The 24,846-nt window shown below is 39.8% G+C and carries 23 protein-coding genes and 1 pseudogene; 8 read left to right on the top strand and 16 right to left on the bottom strand.

From position 1 onward, the window contains the following. The first annotated feature begins 903 nt into the window (after nucleotides 1-903). Together RMY00_RS21635 and RMY00_RS21640 are read left to right on the top strand one after the other, a co-directional pair. Entirely contained in the window at nucleotides 904-1,359 is a 456-nt protein-coding gene (locus RMY00_RS21635; RefSeq protein WP_322649505.1) for a helix-turn-helix domain-containing protein, read from the top strand. Nucleotides 1,360-1,839: 480 nt separating this feature from the next. Further along, a complete protein-coding gene (locus RMY00_RS21640) occupies nucleotides 1,840-3,021 on the top strand; it encodes a low temperature requirement protein A (RefSeq protein WP_322649506.1) in 1,182 nt (393 codons plus the stop codon). A gap of 153 nt (nucleotides 3,022-3,174) precedes the next feature. Here RMY00_RS21640 and RMY00_RS21645 read toward each other — a convergent pair whose 3' ends face one another. Then, nucleotides 3,175-3,384, bottom strand: a complete 210-nt coding sequence (locus RMY00_RS21645) for a hypothetical protein (RefSeq protein WP_322649507.1) — start codon at nucleotides 3,382-3,384, stop codon at nucleotides 3,175-3,177. Between the two features lie 36 nt (nucleotides 3,385-3,420). Here RMY00_RS21645 and RMY00_RS21650 point away from each other — a divergent pair, with 36 nt between their 5' ends. Next, nucleotides 3,421-3,639 carry a hypothetical protein gene (locus RMY00_RS21650; protein WP_100902982.1) on the top strand — a complete coding sequence of 73 codons (219 nt, stop codon included), beginning with the start codon at nucleotides 3,421-3,423 and terminating at the stop codon, nucleotides 3,637-3,639. Between the two features lie 579 nt (nucleotides 3,640-4,218). Here RMY00_RS21650 and ftsH3 read toward each other — a convergent pair. The 4 genes from ftsH3 to RMY00_RS21670 form a co-directional block, all read right to left on the bottom strand. Further along, the gene (gene ftsH3 / locus RMY00_RS21655; RefSeq protein WP_322649508.1) at nucleotides 4,219-6,060 is read right to left on the bottom strand and encodes an ATP-dependent zinc metalloprotease FtsH3; all 1,842 of its coding nucleotides are present in this window, start codon (nucleotides 6,058-6,060) and stop codon (nucleotides 4,219-4,221) included. A 113-nt stretch (nucleotides 6,061-6,173) separates the two neighbouring features. After that, nucleotides 6,174-6,968 carry an aminotransferase class IV gene (locus RMY00_RS21660; RefSeq protein WP_322649509.1) on the bottom strand — a complete coding sequence of 265 codons (795 nt, stop codon included), beginning with the start codon at nucleotides 6,966-6,968 and terminating at the stop codon, nucleotides 6,174-6,176. After that, nucleotides 6,968-7,387 (bottom strand): GNAT family N-acetyltransferase, encoded by a 420-nt coding sequence (locus RMY00_RS21665; protein ID WP_322649510.1) that lies wholly within the window; start codon nucleotides 7,385-7,387, stop codon nucleotides 6,968-6,970. The genes RMY00_RS21660 and RMY00_RS21665 overlap by 1 nt, the downstream gene beginning before the upstream one ends. Before the next feature lie 84 nt (nucleotides 7,388-7,471). Beyond that, complete coding sequence (locus RMY00_RS21670) at nucleotides 7,472-8,257, bottom strand: hypothetical protein (protein ID WP_322649511.1); 786 nt, start codon at nucleotides 8,255-8,257, stop codon at nucleotides 7,472-7,474. A 633-nt stretch (nucleotides 8,258-8,890) separates the two neighbouring features. Between RMY00_RS21670 and RMY00_RS21675 the strand changes: the two genes are divergently transcribed. The 3 genes from RMY00_RS21675 (at nucleotide 8,891) to RMY00_RS21685 (ending at nucleotide 11,292) form a co-directional block, all read left to right on the top strand. After that, nucleotides 8,891-9,397 (top strand): hypothetical protein, encoded by a 507-nt coding sequence (locus tag RMY00_RS21675; protein ID WP_322649512.1) that lies wholly within the window; start codon nucleotides 8,891-8,893, stop codon nucleotides 9,395-9,397. A 102-nt stretch (nucleotides 9,398-9,499) separates the two neighbouring features. Beyond that, nucleotides 9,500-10,327 carry a hypothetical protein gene (locus RMY00_RS21680; protein WP_322649513.1) on the top strand — a complete coding sequence of 276 codons (828 nt, stop codon included), beginning with the start codon at nucleotides 9,500-9,502 and terminating at the stop codon, nucleotides 10,325-10,327. Then, the gene (locus RMY00_RS21685; RefSeq protein WP_322649514.1) at nucleotides 10,324-11,292 is read left to right on the top strand and encodes a hypothetical protein; all 969 of its coding nucleotides are present in this window, start codon (nucleotides 10,324-10,326) and stop codon (nucleotides 11,290-11,292) included. Before RMY00_RS21680 ends, RMY00_RS21685 begins: the two co-directional genes overlap by 4 nt. 4 nt (nucleotides 11,293-11,296) lie before the next feature. Here the strand turns inward: RMY00_RS21685 and RMY00_RS21690 are convergent, their stop codons facing one another. The 5 genes from RMY00_RS21690 to RMY00_RS21710 all read right to left on the bottom strand — a co-directional run bounded on the left by RMY00_RS21690 (nucleotide 11,297) and on the right by RMY00_RS21710 (nucleotide 16,236). Further along, on the bottom strand, nucleotides 11,297-12,520 hold the full coding sequence (locus RMY00_RS21690) for an acetate kinase (protein ID WP_322649573.1): 1,224 nt from the start codon (nucleotides 12,518-12,520) through the stop codon (nucleotides 11,297-11,299). 137 nt (nucleotides 12,521-12,657) lie between these two features. Beyond that, the gene (locus RMY00_RS21695; RefSeq protein ID WP_322649515.1) at nucleotides 12,658-12,885 is read right to left on the bottom strand and encodes a type II toxin-antitoxin system HicA family toxin; all 228 of its coding nucleotides are present in this window, start codon (nucleotides 12,883-12,885) and stop codon (nucleotides 12,658-12,660) included. Further along, nucleotides 12,878-13,087, bottom strand: coding sequence for a type II toxin-antitoxin system HicB family antitoxin (locus tag RMY00_RS21700; RefSeq protein ID WP_094330857.1), 210 nt, complete (start codon nucleotides 13,085-13,087; stop codon nucleotides 12,878-12,880). Before RMY00_RS21700 ends, RMY00_RS21695 begins: the two co-directional genes overlap by 8 nt. Nucleotides 13,088-13,284: 197 nt before the next feature. Further along, nucleotides 13,285-13,524, bottom strand: a complete 240-nt coding sequence (locus tag RMY00_RS21705) for a hypothetical protein (RefSeq protein WP_322649516.1) — start codon at nucleotides 13,522-13,524, stop codon at nucleotides 13,285-13,287. Between the two features lie 81 nt (nucleotides 13,525-13,605). Beyond that, on the bottom strand, nucleotides 13,606-16,236 hold the full coding sequence (locus tag RMY00_RS21710) for a DNA polymerase III subunit alpha (protein ID WP_322649517.1): 2,631 nt from the start codon (nucleotides 16,234-16,236) through the stop codon (nucleotides 13,606-13,608). 193 nt (nucleotides 16,237-16,429) lie between these two features. On the opposite strand from RMY00_RS21710, the gene RMY00_RS21715 reads away from it, so the two are divergent. After that, nucleotides 16,430-17,722 carry a dicarboxylate/amino acid:cation symporter gene (locus tag RMY00_RS21715; RefSeq protein ID WP_322649518.1) on the top strand — a complete coding sequence of 431 codons (1,293 nt, stop codon included), beginning with the start codon at nucleotides 16,430-16,432 and terminating at the stop codon, nucleotides 17,720-17,722. 20 nt (nucleotides 17,723-17,742) lie between these two features. On the opposite strand, the gene RMY00_RS21720 is transcribed toward RMY00_RS21715, so the two are convergent. From RMY00_RS21720 to RMY00_RS21730, 3 genes are all read right to left on the bottom strand, one after another. Then, nucleotides 17,743-17,928 (bottom strand): hypothetical protein, encoded by a 186-nt coding sequence (locus RMY00_RS21720; protein ID WP_322649519.1) that lies wholly within the window; start codon nucleotides 17,926-17,928, stop codon nucleotides 17,743-17,745. Between the two features lie 674 nt (nucleotides 17,929-18,602). Beyond that, a complete protein-coding gene (locus RMY00_RS21725; protein WP_322649520.1) occupies nucleotides 18,603-19,202 on the bottom strand; it encodes an integrin alpha in 600 nt (199 codons plus the stop codon). Between the two features lie 41 nt (nucleotides 19,203-19,243). After that, nucleotides 19,244-20,317, bottom strand: a complete 1,074-nt coding sequence (locus tag RMY00_RS21730; RefSeq protein WP_322649521.1) for a TIGR03032 family protein — start codon at nucleotides 20,315-20,317, stop codon at nucleotides 19,244-19,246. 30 nt (nucleotides 20,318-20,347) lie between these two features. Between RMY00_RS21730 and RMY00_RS21735 the strand changes: the two genes are divergently transcribed. Then, complete coding sequence (locus tag RMY00_RS21735) at nucleotides 20,348-20,524, top strand: hypothetical protein (protein ID WP_322649522.1); 177 nt, start codon at nucleotides 20,348-20,350, stop codon at nucleotides 20,522-20,524. 741 nt (nucleotides 20,525-21,265) lie between these two features. Here the strand turns inward: RMY00_RS21735 and RMY00_RS21740 are convergent. The 3 genes and pseudogenes from RMY00_RS21740 to RMY00_RS21750 form a co-directional block, all read right to left on the bottom strand. Next, nucleotides 21,266-21,596: pseudogene (locus tag RMY00_RS21740) on the bottom strand (efflux RND transporter permease subunit); the annotation flags it as partial. A gap of 177 nt (nucleotides 21,597-21,773) precedes the next feature. After that, nucleotides 21,774-23,405 (bottom strand): efflux RND transporter periplasmic adaptor subunit, encoded by a 1,632-nt coding sequence (locus RMY00_RS21745; protein WP_322649523.1) that lies wholly within the window; start codon nucleotides 23,403-23,405, stop codon nucleotides 21,774-21,776. A gap of 267 nt (nucleotides 23,406-23,672) precedes the next feature. Next, the gene (locus RMY00_RS21750; protein WP_322649524.1) at nucleotides 23,673-24,341 is read right to left on the bottom strand and encodes a helix-turn-helix domain-containing protein; all 669 of its coding nucleotides are present in this window, start codon (nucleotides 24,339-24,341) and stop codon (nucleotides 23,673-23,675) included. Nucleotides 24,342-24,846: the final 505 nt, after the last annotated feature.

The raw sequence follows: 24,846 nt of genomic DNA on the forward strand, positions 1-24,846 counted from the left end.
ATTATATTAAAGATTATAAGAATATACCCAGAACTTTTATTGTAACCTTTTTTTAGATAATGTATGCATACCAAAGAAATAACAGAGTTCACAAGTATATTTTTTAATTGTGGTATAAAATATTTATATGTTGCAGAATCGAGGTGTTAAGAGAATAGATTTAGATGTCGCTCATCAAAAGTTACTTTTTTTAAAGCCCTCTATTATTAAGTAGGAAAAGTAGGAAAGGTAGGAAAGGTAGGAAAAGTAAGATAAATTCTGTTTGTATCCAGCTTAGAATCATCTGTCAGCACTGTTTTTAGTAATGGATAGCGAATAGATTTTTGTCTCAACTAAAATATGTTCATGGGAAATATAAATTTTATGTAAAGATGAGAAAAAATATTTTTATAGAGATAACCAAGGCAAATTTCTAGATACGAGTAGAAGAAAAAGGAACTAGGTCTGTATACCTTTTTTTGGACATTCAAGTATAAACCAGCGTAAAAATCATTTTTAAAGTTTCGATAAATCTCTCTAACCATGCGAATGATCTAATAAATTTAATGATACAGTCCTTTATCATAGAGTTTAAACATTAATCAGGACAACACCAATAAACTCTTATTGTCATAACTCAAAGCTACAGCTTTTAGCTATCTAATAAATTTACCTATGTAGATTAATGGTGTCATCTATGATGTACCTAACTTGTTATAGAAATCCATTCTCAATGATAAATTGCAAACTTTGATCGTGTTCTCAAGCCAATATTTTTCACGTAGCAGCCTTCTAAACGCCGACATTCTTGATACTTATAGTTCAGCTTTTCTAGGGTGCTATTAAACACCTAAGCAATTAAGTATAAAGGTGTGAATAGACATAAAAAATCGCAAAAATTGACTGTGTAAAAGGTTATTGTTTATGGGATGCCGATTAAAAGTCTTTCTAACTGATGAACAAAAGCTGACTTTAGAAGAGTTAAGAAAAGCTAAAGATGTTCCTCAACGTACCAAGGATCGTGCTCAAGTTTTACTACTGAATACTCGCGGCTTAAAAAATGAGCAAATTGCTAAAGGCTTGAACTGGGCGATTTCAACAGTACGTCAAACCCTTCATCGCTGGGAAAAGATGGGTTTAGCAGGTTTGTGGGATGCTCCAGGCCGAGGAGGAAAACCCCGATATTCAGAATCAGACTTGGCTTATTTAGAAAATTGTTTAGCTCAAGAGTCACAGACTTATAACTCTAAACAATTAGCAAGTAAACTAGCATCTGAACGTCAAGTCAACTTGAGTGCAGATAGATTACGACGGGTACTTAAAAAAAGAGGAAGGAGGTTTGGAAGCGCACGTAAACAACCCCAACAACAGAATAGTTAACCTGAGTTCAATAAACCTCTCACTATCTAAACTTTCATTTAAATCTGTCCCTCTCGCCTATCGGAGAGGGACATTTTGCGTAATAAACAGGAGCAAAGTCGGAGACGCTCCGCCTCCGGTCAGAATACAGAATTGGGGCATACTCTACCTATAAAGCAATAGAATTTAGAACTTACGCATCAAGTAGGAAATGTAGGAGCAATTCATATAGACGCAAAGCGGTGAAGGGGTCGCAGTCTTCTCCCAAGGGGAGACGCTAAAAGCGATAGCGCAGCGTTAGCGAGTCCGCGAGCGTCTGGCGGTTTCCGTCGATTGCGTTAGCGATCGCTCTTTGGGAAAAACTTTTTGGTTTACTGATAAACTGATACTTCTATTGGTAATTTTTCAGCAAGTTTTTAGAAATTTACACACAAATGCCTACCCATTCGCTAATAGATCACAGTTAATGGTAAAAACTATTAACGATTCGCAATTAGCACTATGGCAAATTTTCTGCAACCACCAAGGTTACGTATTGGTGAAAACAGTGAAGAAGAACGACGCGCCACTTGGCTGGAACTGTTTTATGATTTGGTTTTTGTAGTTGCAGTTTCTCAACTAGCCCATAATCTCAACGAAGATATCTCTTTATCAGGATTATTTGGGTTTGTAGTTTTATTTATACCAGTTTGGTGGTCATGGATTGGCACCACATTCTATGCCAACCGCTTTGACAGCGATGATGTGGGACATAGGCTGTTGATTGCTATACAAATGCTGACAGCAGCAGCGATGGCTATTAACATCCACCACGGTTTGGGTGAAAGTTCCCCTGGTTTTGCAATTTCCTATGCTCTCGGTCGAGGTGTGCTGGTAATAGAGTATGTCCGTGCTGGAAGGCATATCCCTATAGCGCGTGCTTTGACTACTCGCCACGCTATAGGTTTTGCGATCGCAGCCTTGCTTTGGTTAATATCAGCATTTGTACCCATCCCTTGGCGGTTCGCATTTTGGACACTGGGAATCATGATTGATTTTGCTACACCCTTAACAGTACGTAAGTTTCAGGTTGAGTTACTTCCCCACGCCTCTCACTTACCAGAACGTTTCGGGCTGTTTACCATTATTGTTTTAGGTGAAGCAATTATTGCAGTAGTCAATGGTGTTTCTGAGCAAAAATGGGATACTTTAACTGTAATTTCAGGCGTGTTTGGTCTAATTATCGCCTTTAGCTGGTGGTGGGTCTATTTTGATAACTTGGGTGGTAAACCTATTGAGATGGCGCGGACTCATGGAAAAGCTGGTATTGTCTATATTTGGCTCTACACTCATCTACCGCTAGTGATTGGGATTGCTGCTGCTGGAGTCGGCGTAGAACAAATTTTGTTGAGTAAGGCAACTTTAGCGTTACCCGATTCTCAGCGATGGCTCATCTGTGCTTCAGTAGCATCATGCTCTCTAGCTGTCAGTCTTCTCCACAGATTTGGGGTAATCCGTTATTGCAAAATCCGCTCCCAGTATCGACTTGGGGGTGCAGTAGTGCTGCTAGCGATCGCTATTTTTGGCAAAGGTTTGTTACCTGTTGCAGTCATTGGCCTTGTCGCTGTAGTTTCTGCTGTCCAAGTCGTTCAAGATTTGTATCAGAGTCGCCCCACTACCCGCTTGGTTGACCCTCAAATCTAGCTTATAGCGTAGTAGTAGCACATATCTGTGCGCTACTACTATGTATTTAGGCAATTTAAATATGAGTATTTATCGGTAAAGCATCTATCCCATGAAGGATTTTAAATAAAATATTAATAAATGTTCATATAGTTATTTAAAGATTATGTAATTTCAGTATTCAAAACTGACGTTGTAAAGCTGATAACTCAACACATTGCCATCTATCGAAGGTGACACAACCAAAGGAGGAATGTCATCATAAGGAGATGTACCATTGGGCGGTGAAGTCAAGTAGACGAAATATTTATTAATATTATTAATAGGAAGTGTAATTTTAGCGTCGGGAGTCAGAAAAAATTCTTCATGGCAGGTAGTTTGCATCAATCATTAAATTTTTCACCAATAGAACAGAAGATTATGAAAGACAAAGAACCATCAGACTCTAAGGAATTCGTCGGAAATCTCAAGAATGGAATCTGGCTGTTTGGCTTGTCATCCTGGGTATTCGGCATTACCGATCGCAGTATTGCTTCATTTGCGGATGGCTATCTATCTGCTTTGGATTTGACGCAAATATTCACAGCCGCTACGTTCTTTGTGGCGTGGCTATTTTTGAAACCGACATCTAGAGTTTAAGAGCGGCGAATGGTTGAGTATCGGGTCACTTTTAACGCTAGTCATGTCAAGATTCAGAGACTTATCTCCAGCAACAATATGGGAAATTTTTCTTCTTCCCAAATTTCATAACAGAGGCGGAGATTTTCATCAAAAAATTGCTCGACTCGCAAGCTTAAAAATCCATCTGGCATGTAGGCGTAGACATTACTGATAGATTTGGGTCATACTAAACAGCCATATCAGCCCTGAAAACCAATCCATTCGATCTACCTGGGACATAGCTACTAAGTTTTTAAGTAAACTAGGGTGATTTTTTTAACCATATAGATTTATTAAATTGCAGCTAGATTGTATCTTTTTCCTTTTAAAGTCAAAGTTCTAGCTTTTTTATTTTGGTGTATCTAAAAAAATTTTTCTAATTTTCCGGAATTGATTATGCTCAAGTGGTAGTCTCTATCAGACAAGCGATTTATACTGAAACTCTATAACGAAATCTTCGGGGTATATAACCCCATATTAAAAGCCCGGTCTTCATGACCGGGCTTTTTTGATAATTACGAGTCAGAAATTATTCTTAACTCCTAACTTCTCATTAAATTAGGCAAAGGCAGCAGTTTTCACATCGTTATTTGACAGAATCTCTTGCAACTCTTCAGCGTCTACCGTTTCTTTATCAACCAACATTTGGGCTATCTGATCTAAAATGTGGCGGTTGCCCACTAGCACTTCTTTAGCGCGTGTATAGGCTACATCCACCAGTTTACGGACTTCTTCATCGATAGCGGCGGCAGTTTCTTCAGAGAAATCACGCTCTGACATGATATCTCGTCCGAGGAACATGTTACCTTGTTGACGACCAAGAGCAACAGGGCCTAAGCGATCGCTCATGCCAAATCGGGTAATCATTTGACGGGCAACCCGTGCTACTTGCTGCAAGTCATTAGAAGCACCAGTGGTAACTTCTTCTTCACCAAAGATTAATTCTTCAGCAATTCGACCACCCAAAGCTACAGCCATCTGATTTTCCAGATAAGCGCGGCTGTATAAACCTGTATCCATCCGGTCTTCACTGGGGGTAAACCAAGTTAAACCACCTGCACGACCGCGAGGAATAATGCTAATTTTCTGCACAGGATCGTAGTCTGGCATCAAAGCACCAACCAAAGCGTGACCAGCTTCGTGATATGCTACCAAGGTTTTGCGCTTTTCGCTCATTACCCGGTCTTTCTTCTCTGGGCCAGCTAATACGCGGTCGATCGCGTCGTTGATTTCATCCATCGAAATTTCAGTCAAATTCCGACGGGCTGCCAAAATTGCGGCTTCATTGAGCAAGTTAGATAAATCTGCGCCAGTGAATCCAGGGGTACGACGAGCGATTTTATCCAAGTCCACATCTTTCGCCAAGGTCTTGCCACGGGCGTGAACCTTGAGAATTTCGCTGCGTCCGGCATAGTCGGGACGGTCTACCACAACTTGACGGTCAAAGCGACCAGGACGCAATAAGGCTGCATCTAGAACATCAGGACGGTTGGTAGCGGCAATGATGATGATGCCAGTATTACCTTCAAAGCCATCCATTTCTGTAAGCAACTGGTTGAGGGTTTGTTCCCGCTCATCGTTACCACCACCTAAACCTGCACCACGTTGACGACCTACAGCGTCAATTTCATCAATGAAGACGATACAAGGAGCATTGGTCTTAGCTTGTTCAAATAAATCGCGGACGCGGGATGCACCCACACCAACGAACATTTCGACAAATTCCGAACCAGAGATTGAGAAGAAGGGTACACCTGCTTCACCAGCTACGGCACGAGCTAGGAGGGTTTTACCTGTACCAGGAGGGCCAACTAACAGTACACCTTTAGGAATCTTTGCACCAACGGCGGTAAAGCGATCGGCGTTTTTCAGAAAGTCTACAACTTCGTTTAGTTCCAACTTGGCTTGGTCAATACCAGCTACATCGCCAAATGTTACCTGAGTTTGTGGTTCCATTTGGACTCTGGCTTTAGATTTGCCAAAGTTCATCGCTTGGCTGCCTGGGCCACTTTGAGCGCGACGTAGCAAGAAGAATAAGCCAACCAAAAGCAATACAGGAAAAAATAAGCTGCTTAGTGCCTTAAACCAAAATCCTTCGTCGGTTTGGGGCAAAACAGAAATATCAACGCCTTTAGAAGTCAGAGTATTAATCAAGTCTGGATCGTTGACTAAGGTAACAATCCGTTTAGCTGGGTCATATTTGGGTGTAACCAGTGCTGTGGAGCGGTCTGCACTCAAACTGACTTTTTCTACTCTGCCTTGTTGAACTTCTTGAATAAAGCGACTATATCGCCATGTCTCTCTACTTTGGGGTTGTTTGTCAAAAAATGCTGTTCCCAGCGCAATGACGACAATAAACAGCAGTGCGTACAGCCCTGCATTTCTCCATCTTTTATTCACTAAGGTCTATCCTCCGGTATTTTTCGCGCGGTCGCCTAGCGTCTCTGATCACAAAGGTGATTATTAAGAATTATGTTAACTTATCTTAAGATATAACAAATTTGGCGTGGTTGTCATGCTAAAAAAAGCTCCTTTATTAGCTGAAAACTTTGATGGTAGGGATTATATTGTAGCGACCCTGAAGGCTGATGAACGGTATGAATGGGAATAATCTCTACCACACTATTAGTGTAGGCGATCGCTTCAAACCCCTGCACTAACTCCACGCTCCAAGGTTCTTCCTGCACTGGCATCTGGTGGTTTTGCAACCAGTTTACAAGTTGCGATCGCAAAATTCCCGGCAAAATTCCGGACTTTATTGGTGGCGTGTACCAGTTGCGATCGCGCCATCCCCAAAGGTTGCCTGTGCTGGTTTCTAGCCAATTTCCTTGAGCATCAACTAATATTGCTTCTTGAGCATCTACACTAGCTTTTGCTAACCAAGCACTCAAATAGTTTCCAGTTTTATGAGAGGGGAGAGAACGATAAAATTCCGAACTTGCAACAGCGCAGTATACACCATTCTTTTGTTTTTCTGTCAAATCTTGTGGTAATAATCTGCCAGTTATCCACTCCCGTCCATCGGGAAAGAGGGTAATTCTGAGAATGGGGAAGTAGGCGAGGAGAATTTGAGCGCCTTGACGTAGACGGTTCCAATCTGGTTGTTGCCAACCAAAAGATTGTACTGAGAAAAGTAGGCGATCGCAGTGTGCTTGCCAATTAGTTAAATTACTATTTAGCGAGTTCTGATAAACCCGCAATGTTGTAAAAACAGTCGCCCCATAAAGTAAGCCCGGATCATTAATGTTTAACTCTAGGGTTTGGGAGTGAATTAATTTACCGTCATACCAATAAATATTATTTGTCACTATAATTCCATTGAAAAGTGATGACTTGTAATACTCATACGCTGCATGAGATAAAACCTGTGGGCTGCAAATCGCTGAACACCAGAATCAAGACTTAGGTGTTTACACTCATGATTTCTTGCGTATTGAACTAACCATTGAAATAACTGTTGACCATAGTTATGTGAGCGATTAAACTCATCAACGACTAAATCATCAATGTATAAGAACTTTCCCAATGCTAAACAATTAGAAATGCGAAATCCAGCCACTGCCAGAGTTTGTTCCTCTATTTTCAAGAATGCAAGTTGATATCTTTCTTTCATTTGATATCGAACTTGTTCTACAAACTTATCTTGCTCAAGTTGAGGGCGCAACTGTGAAATAACAGGAAAACACCCTAAGATTTGAAAGTCAGATTCTGCCAATTGTATTGACATCAGTGTTAACCTACTCAATCATGTGTGGAAAAATTGAGCGAATATAATTCGCTACATATATTTGCAAGAAAAATGACTAATAATTTAATCTTTGGGGGGAAATATAATTTTATGAGTACCTTCAGGAGTTGTAATTACTTTTCCTCCCAAAGTTTCAATTTCCCTAATTGCGCGTTTTTGAGTCCTTTCATCAACGTGATTATTTAAAACTATTGCCCAGGTAGCAATTTGAGCATATTTGCTGTTAGGATTTCGATTCAGAAATTCAGCAGTTTTTTGCGAGGTATGAGCGATCATCTGACTTTCTGGATCTGAAAAGTTACTAGCCCAGTTCGCCGCCGTTGCAAAAGACTGTTCGGCAGCTTTAGCGTTGCCTAAAAATAATAACTCATCAACTCCTTTATAACGCCATACGTAATAAGACTTTTCGGGAACTGAAGGAGATAATGATTTTAAGCCTTTTTCTGATAATGCGATCGCACGTTCTGGCATAGCAGCATATAATGAAGTACTGATAGAAAGACTGCGATACGCTGCTAAAAATCGCGGATCACGTTCTAGGATTACTTCAAAATATTCTGGACTTAAACTGTAACCTGTTTTATCTCGAACTTCATCATCTCCGAAATATTGGAGAAAGTTGAGATATACTAAATCTGCAATTAAGTTATTATAACCAAAACTAGGTGTAATTTTAAGAAAATTAAGACGGAGATTTTCGGCTTTTATTTCTTTTTCTAAAGTTTCTAAAGACGTAAATTGCTTGCTATTTATTAGCTTTTGCAATTGAGGGAATTGAATCAAGCCAACTCCAAATATACATACACAAATTATAAAAGGTGTAGCAAAACCTTGACGAGATAACAACATACTATCCTTGTCTTTATCATCAGAGTCATATCATTGTATACATAGTAGTATAAAAATTTTCAGGCTGCACTTGCGTGTCTAAGCTTTGCTAGACAAAATAAAAAACAGGTTGACTAAAATAAATTTATTTATATACAAAGTATTAATTTATACTAAAATTTATTTTATTTGGAGATATACTTTAACCCTCTTTGTCTAAAAATAATATTTAATTTATACCGATTGAAACGAAACACTTAAAAGCTAATTAAATAATTATTTGCAGAATCACGCTACTTAAGTAATTGGTAAATCGCTACCGCAGTGATAGACTCACTGCAACCCAGTAACTTTAAAATTTAAAACAATATTATTATTTTTATAAATAAAATTGGCTTTAGAAAATCATAAATTTTTTAATAAAATTTTTATTAATTTATTAAGTTATTTTGACTTTGGTTACTTTTTTAGTAAAGGTTACAAAACTTTGGAAAGGATCTAAAATTGATTGTATATTGTATATATAGCAATCCTAAATCATTCGTGAAAAGTTAGATCCCCGACTTCTCTAAGAAGTCGGGGATCTAGACACTGCAAATTTTCACAAATTAGATAGGATTGCTATAGTTAAAATTCTGTAATCTCTAAAATACTATGGTAAATAATCTTATTAACGAAAACACGGGAAGTAATAGACAATCCATTGAAAATGGTGAAAACAATAGTCAATTAAGCAAACCAAGTAGTGAATTTAAAAGAAAAGTTAACAAGCTAAATACTAAAGGAGAAGGATTTAATATTGATGATGTTATTGATGCTATTAAAACAGCAATAGTTGAAGTTGTAGAGTTAGAAATAACCACTTGGGTTCCAGACTCTTCTATTCAGGTAGAACAACCACAAGAGCAACAAGTTGCTCAACCAGGTAATCGAATGTATACAATAATTAATTTAATTGATGGTGATATAAATAATGAAGTTGGTAGTCAATTTGTTGGGAGTGGTTCATATACAGAACTTCGTGAATTTCATCTAAGTCAAATCAAAGAAAGTCGGGAAATTATGCAAAAAAATATAGAAAGTTTGCAGAAGTTATATGGATTTTTTATAGAGATTATGAAATCTCGTAAAACCTCACAACAATCCCCATCCCGTCCATAGTAGTTTTTATTTATTAATAGTTACACTAAAATACCTACAGAATATGAATCTGTCCAAACCTGTAGGTAAATTTGCTTTAGGTAAATTAAGAAAGTTATTACTATGCCTAACATTCAAGAACAAGCCAAAGATTTACTAGAGAAACTAGTCTCATCTGTACACGGATTAGTCGATGACATTACAGCTTTAGAAGTAAATACAATGGTTGTAGAGCAAATTACTGGTGCAAAGTTTAATGCTTGGCAAGCCTATGAAGATATTTATTCAATACATGACAAAGACTACTTTGATGTTAAAAAAATTCCAAATCCAGACGATTTGCCAGAACCTCAAAAAACTCAAGCTCAAGAGCTACGCGAACGTTATATAAGTCTATTTTCGCAACTTGAAAGAGAATATTTTTACATTCTTCTTGAACGAAGTAATGATACTAGTGAGCCAGACCCCAGAATAATACAATATCAGCAACGTCTTAAATATCAGGTAGAACATAAATCAAATATTGTTCCAACTGATGAGGAATACATAAAATTAGCTCGACCAATATTGCCTGCTCCGACTCCTGTTCCAGATCAAGAAAATAATGATCAAAAAACATTACGGCAAAGGTGGCAAGAAATTGAAGAACTTTTGAATAATGATAAATTTATTCGTACATTGCGGAAAATGTCTGAACTGAAAGCTGCACTAAATGGTGGTGATATTACCAGTGTAGATATTGATATTATTTATGCTCAAACGGTTATGCAGTTAGACGGAGATATTATCAGCCGTTACCATAAAAAAGTATTTGAATTACCTGAAGGAGATAGAGATTTAATCCTAAAAATACATAATGAAGGGATAGTTGCTGGAGAAAAACAGTGGCGTGGAACACTAGATTTTCTGATTAATATTATACAAAATATTGCAAAATTATCCCGACAATGAACGCTTATAAAACACACACATATCCTCAAGCTGATGTTCAGCTATCTTTGTTTCTGCAAATCCCTCAAGGTACTCCTATTGAACTTGGAATTAAAGTTGATCCCGGACAGTATACTTTTTATTTAAATCAGGCAATTTTAAAACAAATTGAGCAAGCAAGAGAAATAGGCTGCTCTCTGTATATACCGCCAAAATTATTAGCTTATATTTGGTACTACAACTGCTTTAACGATAAGATTTGCTTTAATAATAATACTATAGAATCCACTAAATTAGTGATTACTAAAAAAAAGTTTCAAATTTTTGATAATATTTTCATAGTAAGTTTTATTAAATTATTATGGAGTAAAGCATTACAAAATAAATCGAGATTACAGTATGGACTTACTTTTAATTCTTATTATAAAAAAGATGCATCAGCTTTATATTTTTGGAAAGAGCAGGATATTGTCTTACAAAGCAATGTCTTATTTTATGGCGACATAATTCACAAAATCAGGAGTGATTTTATCCAAGTTCCTGAGTGCTTAAATATTGTTTATGTACATTATTGGCTTATTGAACAAATATTAAGCGGTCTTCGGGCTAAATTAAATCTATTAGCTTGGGAACTAGCTTCGTTGTTTCCTGCTGGTTTTGTAGTTTGGAATCTCTATCTGGCAAATTGGATGATATTAATATTTGCTTGGTTAGGATTAACTGTATTATTTGCTACTACCCGCTATGTACTTGTTAATCAACTTCAAAAAAATACTTCTATCAACTCTAAATTTATAAATAGTTTTATATGGACACTAATTTGTGTCATTCCTAGTGTTATTGCTGGTGCTACTAATAGCTTTAGTAAAGTTAATGCTTTATTATTAATCCTTTCTTTGATCGCACCAAAACTTGCAGAGTACATTTTAAGTTTTATCGGGCCGCGAGTTTGGAAATTTATTATACGTAGGTTCCTCTCGTTATGAGTATTCATAACTTTTCATTTAATAACTGCCAACATTGCCCAGCGATCGCCCAATCTTCTTGAGTATGAATAACTAATATCCGTACTGCTGAATCGGGTGTGGCAATATCCTCATCCACAGGCTGCTGCTGATTTTTTTCAATGTCAAGTTTCAGTCCTATAAATCCAAAAGCTTCACAGGCGGCTTGGCGAATTTCTGGGGAATTTTCACCTACGCCTGCTGTGAATAATAAAGCATCTAATCCGCCTAAACTAGCAAGCATTGCACCTATACCAGAACGTAGGTGATGGACGTAGATATCCCATGCCAGTTGAGCGCGGGAATTACCTTGAGCTATCGCTTCTCTCACCTCACGCATATCGCTAGATACACCTGAAATTCCCTTTAACCCAGAAGCTTTATTTAATATATGATCTAATTTTTCAACAGAGTAATTGCAGTAACGCAACAGATAAATCAGAATTCCTGGATCGAGTGAACCAGAACGACTACCCATCATTAATCCTTCTAGGGGCGTGAATCCCATTGTGGTATCAATGCTACGACCGTTTTTAATCGCCGCCAAAGAGCAGCCATTGCCCAGATGACAAGTAATTAAGCGCTCAGGGGGAACATCTTGACCGAGAATTTGGGCAGCACGTTGAGAACAGTATTGGTGACTGATACCATGAAACCCATAGCGACGGATTCCTTGCTCTACCCACTCATAGGGGCCGGGATAAATTGCTGCTGCATCGGGTAGAGTGGCATGAAATCCGGTATCAAAAACTGCTATTTGGGTGACATCTTTTAAGATTTTTTCAATTGCTTCTATGCCTGATAAAGCGGCTGGATTATGTGCTGGAGCTAGGTTAGATGAACGAGCGATCGCCTTTTTAACATCCTCAGTAATTACTACACTATCTCGATAATCCTGTCCACCATGTACTATCCGATGCCCCACTACATCAATTTCTGACAACTGATCAATTACCTTGGTAGCACCTTCACTAAGTGTATTGAGCATATAACTGAGGTGTGCCTGTGGGGAATCACCAGAGATTGATTCTTGTAGTGTTGCACCCGTACCAGTTTTTACTTCAATTTCTGCCACACCTTGATCTTGAGTCCAGTTGATTTTCCCTTCCCATAGAGGTTGGGCTGCTTCGGTGGAGAAAGCCTCATCTGCAATTTCATACAGACAACTCTTTTGGCTGCTCGATCCGGCATTCAGCACCAATATTTTCATACGACAACATAAAAACATGACCTCTTTTGATCATGTCAGCAAGTGTAACTTTATGCTTCTACCCTATAGGCATAATATGTAGCAAAGGTACGCTTCCATCGCTAAAATTTTGTTGAATCATTTTTCAAAGCGATCGCTCACAGATTTTCTATGAACTTTTCCGGTGTAACTTGCGCTTGCTTAAGAATGCCACTCAATGTCCCTACCTTCAATTCTTGATGTAGGGGTACAACACAGCCAGTTGTGCCTTCCGGCGTTTGCTTCTTCGTTACAACATGACTACCTGTTTGTCGAATTTGTTCAAAACCCAAACGCTCCAGTGCTCGAATGGCCTCTCTACTTGAGATTCGTGGCAACTTAGGCATAGGTGATCTCAATGCTGGTCATATACCTTGGAGATGTTTCAGGTAGAGGAAATTCTTCTAAGTAAAGCTGCGTCGCCTCTCTCAAGCTAGCAATTGCCTGTTCAATAGTCTCTCCCTGATCAACCGTACCAACTTCGGGACACTCAGCTATATACATATCGTCCTCTTTATAAATAAGGACTGCAAAGCTGCGAGTTTTCATCGTACTGTATCCTCAATCCTTTTTATAGCAAGCATAGCATCACCCTTTCTCTAGAAAAATCAGCGTCATGAACACCCATCAATGGAGCGATCGCACCCAAAAAACTGTTTAGAACCCTGCCATCGGTGTTGAATGAGAGCATTTTTCAAATCCCCAATTGCTGACTTCGACCATCCACTTAATGTGCCGAAGATAATTCAATTTTTTGAAGACCAAGTTGTTTCAAAAGATTCACCATCTTGGCTCTCAAACCGTAACCGCCAGAATGGATCGCTTGAATCTGCTAATTTATATTCGCCAAGCTTCTGCTCATCAAATTCTTCCCTAACGGGATGATTCACCTCTATGCAGTAGACTTTCCACTTTGTTCGATGCACTTCACCCGACCAAAGTAACTGCTCAGGCAATGGGTTTTGTTTGAGGCTTTCAGCAACCATAAAAATAAAAGTATTTGTCTTGCAAATACGATCGCTGCTAATTCAACAGCATAATCTCATACTACTAAAGTTTTATTCTAACTAACTCGGCAAACCATCAACCCGCATCAAATCCAATTCTCGTTCAAATATTTCATCAATTGGCAACATTTGACCATCAACAGTCATAAATTTATGGTCTTTTGTTGCCCGAATCAATGACCCATCCTCTAAACAATACTCAAACACTTCTTGTTGTCCGCGATCGTGCCACTGTGCTACAGGTTGCGTATAAATATTTCCATTATTATCAACGCTGTACACAGTACATTCAATGCGTTTTTCTACAATTTTCCCAATCGGCAACAATCCATATTCTACTGTCAATATTTCCGTATCATAGCTTAAACAATATTCAGCAAACTTTAACATTTGCTCAAATAATTCATCCGCAACTTTTTTCGGAACACCATTTTTCGCTGCGCCATCCACAAATTTTTCTCGCTGCTTTTGCATTTCAGAAACTTTCTTTTTACCCATCGCCCGACGCAGCAAATCAGCTTGTCCTAAGGAATATCCAGCCATATCCTGAGCAATTTTCATGATTTGCTCTTGATAGACCATAATTCCATAGGTTTCGTCTAAAATTGGTTCTAAAACAGTGTGTTGATAATCAATATTTTCTCGACCATGCTTGCGGTTAATAAACTTAGGAATCAGCCCTGCATCTAATGGCCCCGGTCGATAAAGTGCCAAAATTGAAGAAATATCTTCTATATTAGAAGGCTTCAAATCTCGCACTATCTGACGCATTCCAGAGGATTCTAATTGAAATATCCCTTCTAACTCACCTGCTTCTAATAATTCATAAGTTTTTTGTACATCTTTTGGCAGATTACTATGTTCACCTTTAGCTAATATCTTCTGGGCTTTTCTTTCCTGGTGAGTAATTTCATCAGGATCAACACGATATCCTTTAGTTTCTTGAATCAAATCAAGGGTTTTTTGAATCAATGTCAGATTCCGTAAACCTAAAAAATCCATTTTCAACAAACCCATTGATTCCAAGTCTTCCATGAAGTATTGGGTAATTACGGAACCGTCATTATTCTTCTGTAGCGGCACAATTTCATCAAGTGGTTCATCTGAAATTACCACGCCTGCTGCATGAACACCAAAGGTTTTATTAGTTCCTTCAATTCGCATCGCCATATCAAGCCAATGGCGAATATGGGGTTCTTTATCATATTTCTGTTTAAACTCTGGTTCTGGGGTTTGATCGGAAACCATTACTTTGAGCTTCGTTGGTTTCCCCCGCACCACAGGAATTAATTTCGCCATTTTATCAGCTTCCCCATAAGGGATATTTAATACTCTGGCGACATCTTTCAAAACAGCTTTAGAAGTTAGGCGGTTAAAAGTAATAATTTGGGCAACTCTATCTGCACCATATTTCTCAGTAACGTAATCAATTACTTTATCGCGTTGTTCAATACAGAAATCCGTATCAATATCAGGCATGGATTTACGCTCTGGGTTCAAAAAGCGCTCAAATAGTAGTCCATGATGCACAGGATCAATATTAGTAATTCGCATTGCATAAGCAACTAATGAACCAGCCGCAGAACCGCGACCTGGCCCCACAGGAATGTTATTATCTCTAGCAAATTTGATGTAGTCCCATACAACTAAAAAGTATTTGGAAAAACCCATCTGTTGAATCATTTTTAGTTCGTATTCCAATCTTTCTTTATAGACGGAATCGACTTCTTGGCGAGATTTGCGATTTAAGCGTTCTAAAAGTCCACTCCATGCAACATCTTCGGCGTAAGTGTCAGCAGTATGGCCGGAGGGAATTGGGGGTGTAGGAATCTGAGGCTCACCCATGATATGGTAAGGCTCGACTTTATCAGCGACTTCTTCAGTAGTGGCTACAGCTTCGGCAATTACATCATCCGGCAAATGGTCACGAAATAGCTGTTGCATCTCCTCACCCGATTTGAGATACTCTGTGCCGCTATAACGCATCCGCTTATCTTCAATAATTAACTTGCCAGTTTGAATACATAGCAAAGCGTCGTGGGCTTCAACGTCAAAACAAGAAATAAAATGCGAATCATTGGTAGCAACGATTTTAATCCCTAGCTCTCGCGCAATCTTGACAATTTCAACATTCACAATCCGGTCTTCTTGGGAACCGTGATCTTGAATTTCTAGATAATAATCATCACCAAATACATCTTTATACCACTGAGCAACTTTTCGGGCTGCATCTGGTCTATTACTGAGAATCGCTTGAGGAATTTCTCCACCCAAACAAGCGCTGGTAACAATCAAACCTTCATGATATTGTTTTAGTAAATCTTTATTGATACAAGGACGAGAAAAAATTCCTTTACCTTGAACACCTTTGAGGTGAGAAATTGTAGTTAATTTGACTAAATTTTTGTAACCTTTAGTATTTTTAGCTAAAACGACTTGATGATATTTGGGACGGCGTTCTTGTTTTTCAATATCGCCGTTAATTACATACATTTCATTGCCGATAATCGGCTTAATATTTTGACTACGGCAGATTTTGATCAGTTCAACAGCTCCATACATGACACCATGATCGGTAAGGGCGATCGCTTTCATTCCTAGTGCGATCGCTTGATCTACCAACTCTGGTAGCTGACTTGCTCCATCAAGTAAACTGTAGTCACTATGAATATGTAAAGGCACAAAAGACATAAGCATCTCCAACCACAAGCCAAGATATCTCTAGGGGCCTACCTTGTGGTGTACCCTTTCGAGCTAGATTTTGCAAACCAATGGAATCTTAGATTAACAGTTTTTACCTAAAATTAAAGCTGTTCTTTTTCCGAAATTATCACTGTCATAAGTGTTGTTTTAATAGTTACAGCAGTTAATCAGCATCTAACTAATGAGTCAAACAGAGAGTACTAGTTCGGCTAAAACCAAAGCTAGCCCTTGGTGGCAGCGTATCCCTCTCACATTGCAAATTCTCATCGCCCTAGTAGCCGCAGTCAGCGTTGGAATTGCCCTTGGTGCGGGGAATCCCAATCCCAGCAATGCCACCTTAATCAATAATTTAGCAATTCCAGCCGAGTTAGTGCTAAAGGCTCTCCGCGCCCTAGCTACGCCCCTGATTTTGGTAGCGGTGCTGCATACCTTAATGACTACGAATATACCTGGTACAGCCGGACGGCGGTTAGCAGTACTACTTTTAACTAATACTACCGTAGCTATTTTAGTGGGGCTTCTCGTAGCGAATGTGCTGCGTCCTGGAACTTGGGGCAATGTAGCCACCTCAACAACTACAGAAGTAACTACTCAAAGTCTTGATCCTTGGGGAATAGTCAAAGATGCTGTACCGGAAGCTGTTCTAAAGCCGTTAGTTGATAATAATGTCATTCAACTAATTGTGATTGCCCTGAGTTTTGGCATCGTTCTGCGGGCATTAAAATCTGAACAAATTGCTCAAGGCAAGAATGGATACCAGCCTATAGAGGATGTCATAGGAATCTTATTTGAAGCAGTAGTCCGCATTCTCAACTGGGTAATTGCCTTAGTGCCGTTTGCAGTCTTTGGGATTGTTGCTAAAACAGTTGCGATGCAAGGATTTACACCTTTTAAATCTTTGGGTGCATTTATCGTGGCGGTGCTGTTAGCGTTGGTATTGCAGGCGTGCTACTACCTCACCAGAGTAAAATTTGGTTCTTGGGTACACCCGCTAAAATTCCTCGCTGGCGGTTCTGATGCCTTTTTGACAGCTTTTTCGACTTCTTCCTCTGCGGCGGCAATGCCAGTAACCTTTGAGGTTTTGCAAACAAAAGTCGGTTTAAGGGAATCTTCTGCTGCCTTGGGGTCATTAGTAGGGGCAAATTTCAATAATGATGGCACTGCCCTTTATGAAGCAATGTCTGCGTTGTATATTTCCCAACTGATTGGGCAACATCTGAGTCTGGGACAGCAGTTAATTGTTATCCTTACCTCAATTTTTGCATCTGTAGGTGCGGCGAATATTCCCAATGCTGGACTGGTAACGATGACACTGGTGTTCACTTCTGTAGGCTTACCTACCCAATACATTGCTTTGCTAGTTACTGTAGACTGGTTTCTGGATCGCTGCCGCACTGCAATTAATGTTATGGGAGATATGACTGTCAGTGCTTTACTTGATGGTAAAAAGCCTCGTTCTGTAGACGAGGCTTAGTTTTATGGCTTTTGAAATATCTAATGCTGTTGAGGCCCTTTAGCATCACATTCTTTAGCCCAGCAGCGTTCTAGAAGTCGAAGACGCCAGATTAATGCAAAGCGTTGGGGATTCAATACTAATTTAGTATCCTGACTAAATAAAGGCTGATTTAGATACTGCCAAAGGGGAAATTGAATTTTGGTGTATTTTGGATTTGGAGTCATAAGAACAACAAATATTATAAAAGTTTAGTGGTGAGAGTTGGCATTTTGTTTAACAATTGCCTGATGTTGTTTTTCTAGTTAAAGGCTACACTGCGTTTTTGCACTTGTCCTGGTGGCAATTGCGGAATTTCAGTAAGTAAGTTTATGTTATTTCCGCTTTAATACTGAAATTGCACACACCATTTTTCTGATTTCCCATCTCGTGAGAAGTTATACGATTTCACAATATTCATGGTACACATTGATTAAAAGCGTACAAATCTGCGCCTTTACAGTCAATTCATCTGTTACAAAGATTTTTAGAAGCGATCGCATTACCATCCAAAATCTTAACTCGGTAGCTTATTAGTAAATCGGGTAGTATGGCATTGAGGTGTCGAATTATAGCTTATAAAAGATTTGTAGTTTCTGTTACTAACTGTGATATTTATAAGTATTTTTTCTTCTCTCTGTTCTTTATGTGCCTCTGCGGTTCGTTAAAAAATTTGACTTTGATAAAGAGTTTTAGCCTTAACTCAAACGTATTGCTATCTAGTAATTATTAGTTTTTAAGGGGAGCAAGGTCTTGCTTCCCTTAATATTAGAGAATAGTGAAATTAGCGGCAGTGAGCGTTGTGGTACTAATGCCAGTTAGCGTTGCCAAGATTTCATCAGTAGCAGTCACTATGATGTTGTTACCAGCGAAACTTAGTTGATTGAAGGTCTGCCCCAATAATCAGGTCATCCAAGCCATCACCGTTGATATCTCCAACATTACTAACTGAGCTGCCTGAGTAGTCATTTATATTAACGCCGTTGAGGATGAAGCCATTGCTGCCGTTGAGGGTGGACAGGTTGAGGCTTGCTTCAAAGCCACTGCTGCTGCCAAATACCACATAGCTCTGTCCAGAACCAGCGTTGTTGTTAGAGGAGGCAGAGAATGCCCCAATAATTAAGTCATCGAAGCCGTCACCGTTGACATCTTTGCCACTATCGACGGAGAAACCTGAAAAGTTATATGCATAAACGCCGTTGAGTATGAAGCCGTTGCTGCCGTTGAGGGTGGACAGGTTGAAGCTTGCTTCAAAGTCACTGCTCTTGCCAAACACCACATAGGTCTGCCCCTGCCTACTCAAATCGCCGGCATACTCTGCCCCAATAATCAGGTCATCGAAACCGTCACCATTGATGTCTCCGGCACTACTAACAGATTTTCCAAGATTAGAGCCAGCGATCGCAAAACCATTGTTCCCGTTAATGTCAGAAAGGTTGAAAACTGCTGGATTAGGTGCCATTGTTTATGATTCCTCTTAAATTGTGAATTTTGAATTACTTCTCATCCCACCGTTACTACCCGCCGAACTTCGTCGCTGCGAAACCCGATCGCCATTGGACGACGTACCCCCAAAAGTGCTACTACGTCGTACAATTCCAGAACTACCCCCTCCATTCGCAAGGAATGGACAATATCGCCGCTTCTTAGATCAATCACTAGTAACCCACAGCGAGGCTCAACGTTTTTTTGTTGCAATTTATCGTCTAGAGGCAAGCCGCTAAAGGTCTTATTATGCCTGGGTTGCGAAATTCCCACTATTGCAAAGTCGCCATGAAATGCACAACCGCGCAGATATCCCGGACAGAAAGCCACTGGCTCAAACACTCCCCGCTTTAAATCGACAAAGCCAAACTCTCCCGCGCCTGAGTTGAGCAGCCAGAGTTTTTCCTGATGCCATCGTGGGGAGTGGGGCATGGATAATCCGCGCAATACAATTTCATTGCTTTCTACGTCAATGACACAGCCGCCATTTGCCCGATGTTCCCGCCAGCCTTCTGCTACATCTGACTGGCTAACGACGGTGACGTATTTAGGTTTTCCTTGTTGCATTGCCAACCCATTCAGGTGACATCTATCCTCCGCCGCTAGCTTGCTGAGAAAGTTTGGCTTCCACAAGGGAACGAAACTGTGGGTTTCGCTAACTGTTGCCAAACAACTAAATAAGGTATTGACAAATACTAATTTTTGTGAATCTAAATCTTTTTCTTCTGCTTTACTCAAAGCGATGTCGTGAATATCCAAATCTCCCGTCACATAACTCAGCTGAGGCAAATAAAGAGCATCGTAGCCTTGGTGGTTTTGTCCGGGTTGGATGATGTTTTCAAATCGCCACAGTTGATACAGGGAACTCATGTAGAGGCTATTGCCATTGGCATATAATCCCATGCACCGCTCAAAGCTACGTTCAAATACAGATAATTTGCCGTTTGGTTGCAAGCCGATAAAGAATAACTTCCCCGCTTGATAGGTAGTGAAGGACAAACTCAGGTTTTGCTCATACAGCCAAGGGGTAAACTGGCGAGAAGCGTTGATTTCTAGAGATGGTTTGTTAATGTTGCTGTCATTGGGATTCACTTGGCTTTGACTCCTTGATAACTCTGGTGTTTGATTGGTGATAATTTTGCCGCAGAGTATGATGCTCCTACTCTTGGATGTAAGCTAGGCAATACACCAGCAACAGCGTTTTTGTCATCTGCTTTATTGCGATCGCACTCAACACATTTCCTAGCCAGTGGTTCCTTATTTCAGAAATCTATCAGAGTATTGTCAGAGTCCTTTTAAAACAATAGATGGTTTTGTAATATAAAAGTATATCGTGTGTAATCTCAAACTTTCAATATACGTTTAAAGATAGATAGCTTAGTACAGATTCAGCTAATTATTGCATAACCTATTTCTGGATCTTATTTAATCCTCATTCCTAAGATTTAAACCAGTGCCTAAAGCGCCAAAAGCTAGTAGACCGAATATAGAAGTAGATTCGGGAATTGATTGAGAAACTGGGTCGGCACAGAAAACACCCCTGATGGTCTTACCACTGTCATCTATAAGCTCTGTATAGAAAGGGATTTTACCTGAATTATTAATACCTTCACAGCTGTACTAAGCTAATTACAAAAGCGGCGGCACAACAATTAAAACTTTATTTTACAATAGACATCTGCGACAATGAATGTAGAGACGTTGTATTGCAACGTCTCTACAAGGGTTTGAGTAACGCATAATTAATTTATGGAGATGTCTAATATCATGTCCGCCTAATTAGTTATAATTCCCGCATCTATGCAAAAAGCGCAAAAGCCTCTTTCCTCCTGCGGTTTAAATGATAAGTCTTTAACCGGACACGATATGATATGTAGCGGCAGTTATAAAGGGTGATAAACTACCGCTACAATTGGATAAAATTAACTAGCAAAAATAGAGACTCAATCCTCAGATTTTGTTGAATATGCAACAGTTTTTCCATCCAAGGGAACTGCCTCTGTCTGCAATTGTTGATGCATGTTAGAAAGGTAAGCGATCGCTCATAACTTGACCAGCCGCAATATCTTTATCCCGTGATGAATCAAAGGTGGCTGTAATGGTACTAGTACCATCGTTACTGCTACTATAAGTAAGATATCTTAGTCCCTCAACCCCGTTGATTTGCCTTTCTAAAATATTTGTCACCCCACTTTCTACAACTTCAGCACTAGCTCCGCTATAGTTGGAAGTTACACTGATTTGGGTGGGACTAATTTCTGGAAACCTAGCGATCGGTAGTGAGGGAATACTAATTAATCCTATTAAAAGGATGATGATCGCACAGACCGATGCAAAGATTGGCCGCTTAATTAAAGAAGTCAACAAACATAGCTTAAAAAATTGGGCATTGGGTATTTGGTATTAGGCATGGGGCATTGGGCATTGGGCGCAAGGGGAAACACTTGTTGCAAGTTCTGATTTAAGTCCCCTTGTCCCCTTGTCTCCCCTGCCTCCCCTGCCTCCCCTGCTCCCTTTGCCCCCTTACTCTCTCATCTCCCATCTTCAACTAAAGCTTGCGACTACCTACTTCTTCCGGTGCAGGAGTAATGGGAGCGCCATTGGTTAGACTGAGAATACCGGAAACAACAATTTTATCTCCAGCTTTTAATCCTTCGATAACTTGATAATTATTCCCTTCAATAACTCCTAATTTCACAGGTTTTTGTTGAGCAACTAAAGACGGTGTTTCAGCTTTCTTTTCTGCTGGCACTTCAGTTTTCTTTTCTGCTGGTGCTTCAGCTTTCTCTTCTTTTGGTGCTTCAGCTACAAACACAAAAGTCTCTCCACCCAGGCGAGATACTGCTGTAACGGGAATTAAAATTCCTGGACGTTGGTTCCAAATCACTCTGGTTTGAACTGACTGGCGATTGATCAGTTGACTTCTAGAATTATTACCAAAGTTGGCTTTTACCAAAACTGTTTGCGAATCTGAACTGGCATTTGGAGAGATGAAGTTCACCTTACCCCTTGCTACGGGTTTGCCTTGGGCATTCAGCATTTGCACTGGTAATCCCAAGCGCAGCTTTTTGGCTTCTTCTAGGGGAACGGAAATATTCAGTTCTAAAGAGTCATTTCTAGTCAGTGTAGTAAGCTGGTCTGCTTTTTCCACATAATCTCCCACCTTTGCTGGAATATCACCAACAATGCCAGTGAAAGGTGCAAGGACTTTAGTGTATTGCACTTGCACTTGGGCTGCTTGGACTTGGGCTGCTGCTTGACTTACTTGCGATCGCGCTTGGGCAATTTCTTCTGGACGCGAACCATTTTCTAATTGCCTTAAGTTTTGTTTCTGTTGTTCTAGGGCGCCAGCTAGCTCATTGATACTAGAATTTCTGCTTTGGCGGAGTTGATCTAGGCGTTTCTGAGCTACGACAAGGGCAGCTTCAGCACTTTGCTGTTCTTTGACATATCCTTCTAAGGTATCTTGGGAAACAGCACCCTCTTTTCTCAATTGTGTGTATCGCTTGGCTCTTGACTGTGCTAGTTCTACATCAGATTTAGCTGACTGAATTTGAGCCTCAGCTTGAGCAATTTCTTGTGGTTGTGATCCCGATTGGGCATCTCTAAATTTAGCTTGGGCTTGGGCTAACTGCGCTCTAGCTTGGGCAACTTCTTCTTTTCGTGTACCTGCAATAAGTTCAGCAAGCTTTGCTTGGGCTTGTTGTAATCCGGCTTTTGCTTGTGATAATTGAGCTAGGACATTATCACTTTCTAAGCTAATAATAACTTGCCCTTGTTGAACACGGTTGCCTTCTTGGATGAAAATCTGGGTTATTCGTCCATCAACCTGCGGCTTGATGATTACTGCCCGTGGAGCCTCTAAGGAGCCAATAAACTCTGAGCTTTCCTGCACAGTTTCAGTTTGCACAGTTGCTAGCTTAACGGGAATTGCCATCGGTTGACCAGCAGCAGGCCCGCCCGGTGGTGCATTGCTAGCATTACTAGTTTGCCACCAGCGCCAACCAATACCAACACCTGCAACTAACAGTATGATTCCCAACAGCAAGGGCCAACGCCGCTTTTTAGGTGGCTTAGGCGATTGCTCTGACAATGGTTGCGACTCTTGATTAGAATCAGTAACAGAATCCTGTTGTGTTTCAATAGGTAGGGTAGAATCAGGGAACTCAGAATTGGACATAATATTTGGTTTCTCGTCTTGTGGATTTAGACTTGGGCAATCTACTCTTCGCTAAAAAAGCATTATTTGAATAGCTTTTTAACCTTTTTTTCTTGATTTTGGTAACAAATATATATTTGGATATCTGGGCGATCGCTTACGTTGTCTAGCACCTGGAATAAATGCTCCACAGCATATTGTGAATATTTTGTACATTACTTAGCTAAAATCATTTTCAAGGTGTAATTTATAAAACTTTTTTAGATAGTATAAACCCAGTGCCTTAGTTCAAAGATAAAACAGGGTTGATCTTGTTACAAAAGAATCAACTGAACTTGCTATCTTCCTGTAACGCACAAATAAATTCACACAAGTTTCTATGTAGCATTCACGACTGTATTCTAGTGCAGTGGGGATATGGCTAAAACGCAACATACCGTGAAGCAACATACCCTTAAAACTATCCACAGATGCTTTCAAATCTATATCTGAGGGCATCGTGCCTTTCTCTTGATTCTTTTGTAAGTACCCAACTAGCTGTTCGCGCAGCGATGTGTCATTCTTGTATAAAATTAGACGGGTGGCTTGGGGATGTCGCTTTGCTTCCTCAATAAATGTCCGAATCAGGTCTTCATGCTCCTCTATCATTTGGTTGCAAAGCTTTGCATAATTCTTGAGTTCAATGTGTAGCTCTTGAGTCCAATTGTTGTGATGGGCTACAGCTTCTGTCTGTAAAGCGTAGGCGTAGCCCGCCGAAGGCATCGCTTTCGTAATCACAGCAGCTAATAGCTGCTCTTTGGTCTGGAAATGACGAAATAAAGTTACCTCATTGACCACAGCAACACGAGCAATTTCTTGCGTTATCACTCTTGTTAAACCTGCTCTTGCAAACACTTGAGTTGCTGCTTTGATCAAGCGTGCATGAGTTTGTGCCGTCCTTGATGCTAAGTTTTCCATAAGCGTTTGCAAGTGCTTGCTTGCATTATAATCACATAGAACACGAGACTAGCATAAGTTACAGATGAGTTTATCGCTCTTAAGTAGTAGTGAATACTGATCTTAAGGAAGAAAAAAGTATGAACCAATGCCAACTCTTGGAGAAGCTTGTCTGCAACACGCTGCGCGTAGCTTGCTTCGACCTAATAGTACGCCAATGCTATTAACTCAGCTTTATTAAGTAACGTTGCAAGTTTCATCGAGTTATCCTCATCAAGAAACGACGTGCAATTTAACCAGTGTTGTCTAGATTCCTATTTTTGAGCAGTCTCAACTTCCTACACTTAGGTCACCCGATCGGTTGATTTTCAACTCACCCGAATGGGTGATTTAATTTTTCATAATTATGGTTTTGTTTTCTCAACCGCTTAAGTAGGTCGGCGCGTAAATAATTATTGTTGCAATAAGGCAGTTATTGCTGGGGGCAGGGAGCAGGGGGAGAAAGAGTTTGAGCTTTATTTACTTT

This window comes from Nostoc sp. ChiVER01 (assembly GCF_034531155.1).
GTDB lineage: Bacteria > Cyanobacteriota > Cyanobacteriia > Cyanobacteriales > Nostocaceae > Nostoc.

Excerpts from the sequence above, each read along its gene's own strand:
- RMY00_RS21635 (WP_322649505.1), top strand. The coding sequence starts at position 904 with ATGGGATGCCGATTAAAAGTCTTTCTAACTGATGAACAAAAGCTGACT.
- RMY00_RS21640 (WP_322649506.1), top strand. The coding sequence starts at position 1,840 with ATGGCAAATTTTCTGCAACCACCAAGGTTACGTATTGGTGAAAACAGT.
- RMY00_RS21645 (WP_322649507.1), bottom strand. The coding sequence starts at position 3,384 with ATGCAAACTACCTGCCATGAAGAATTTTTTCTGACTCCCGACGCTAAA.
- RMY00_RS21650 (WP_100902982.1), top strand. The coding sequence starts at position 3,421 with ATGAAAGACAAAGAACCATCAGACTCTAAGGAATTCGTCGGAAATCTC.
- RMY00_RS21665 (WP_322649510.1), bottom strand. The coding sequence starts at position 7,387 with ATGTCAATACAATTGGCAGAATCTGACTTTCAAATCTTAGGGTGTTTT.
- RMY00_RS21670 (WP_322649511.1), bottom strand. The coding sequence starts at position 8,257 with ATGTTGTTATCTCGTCAAGGTTTTGCTACACCTTTTATAATTTGTGTA.
- RMY00_RS21675 (WP_322649512.1), top strand. The coding sequence starts at position 8,891 with ATGGTAAATAATCTTATTAACGAAAACACGGGAAGTAATAGACAATCC.
- RMY00_RS21680 (WP_322649513.1), top strand. The coding sequence starts at position 9,500 with ATGCCTAACATTCAAGAACAAGCCAAAGATTTACTAGAGAAACTAGTC.
- RMY00_RS21685 (WP_322649514.1), top strand. The coding sequence starts at position 10,324 with ATGAACGCTTATAAAACACACACATATCCTCAAGCTGATGTTCAGCTA.
- RMY00_RS21690 (WP_322649573.1), bottom strand. The coding sequence starts at position 12,520 with ATGAAAATATTGGTGCTGAATGCCGGATCGAGCAGCCAAAAGAGTTGT.
- RMY00_RS21695 (WP_322649515.1), bottom strand. The coding sequence starts at position 12,885 with ATGCCTAAGTTGCCACGAATCTCAAGTAGAGAGGCCATTCGAGCACTG.
- RMY00_RS21700 (WP_094330857.1), bottom strand. The coding sequence starts at position 13,087 with ATGAAAACTCGCAGCTTTGCAGTCCTTATTTATAAAGAGGACGATATG.
- RMY00_RS21705 (WP_322649516.1), bottom strand. The coding sequence starts at position 13,524 with ATGGTTGCTGAAAGCCTCAAACAAAACCCATTGCCTGAGCAGTTACTT.
- RMY00_RS21710 (WP_322649517.1), bottom strand. The coding sequence starts at position 16,236 with ATGTCTTTTGTGCCTTTACATATTCATAGTGACTACAGTTTACTTGAT.
- RMY00_RS21715 (WP_322649518.1), top strand. The coding sequence starts at position 16,430 with ATGAGTCAAACAGAGAGTACTAGTTCGGCTAAAACCAAAGCTAGCCCT.
- RMY00_RS21720 (WP_322649519.1), bottom strand. The coding sequence starts at position 17,928 with ATGACTCCAAATCCAAAATACACCAAAATTCAATTTCCCCTTTGGCAG.
- RMY00_RS21725 (WP_322649520.1), bottom strand. The coding sequence starts at position 19,202 with ATGGCACCTAATCCAGCAGTTTTCAACCTTTCTGACATTAACGGGAAC.
- RMY00_RS21745 (WP_322649523.1), bottom strand. The coding sequence starts at position 23,405 with ATGTCCAATTCTGAGTTCCCTGATTCTACCCTACCTATTGAAACACAA.
- RMY00_RS21750 (WP_322649524.1), bottom strand. The coding sequence starts at position 24,341 with ATGGAAAACTTAGCATCAAGGACGGCACAAACTCATGCACGCTTGATC.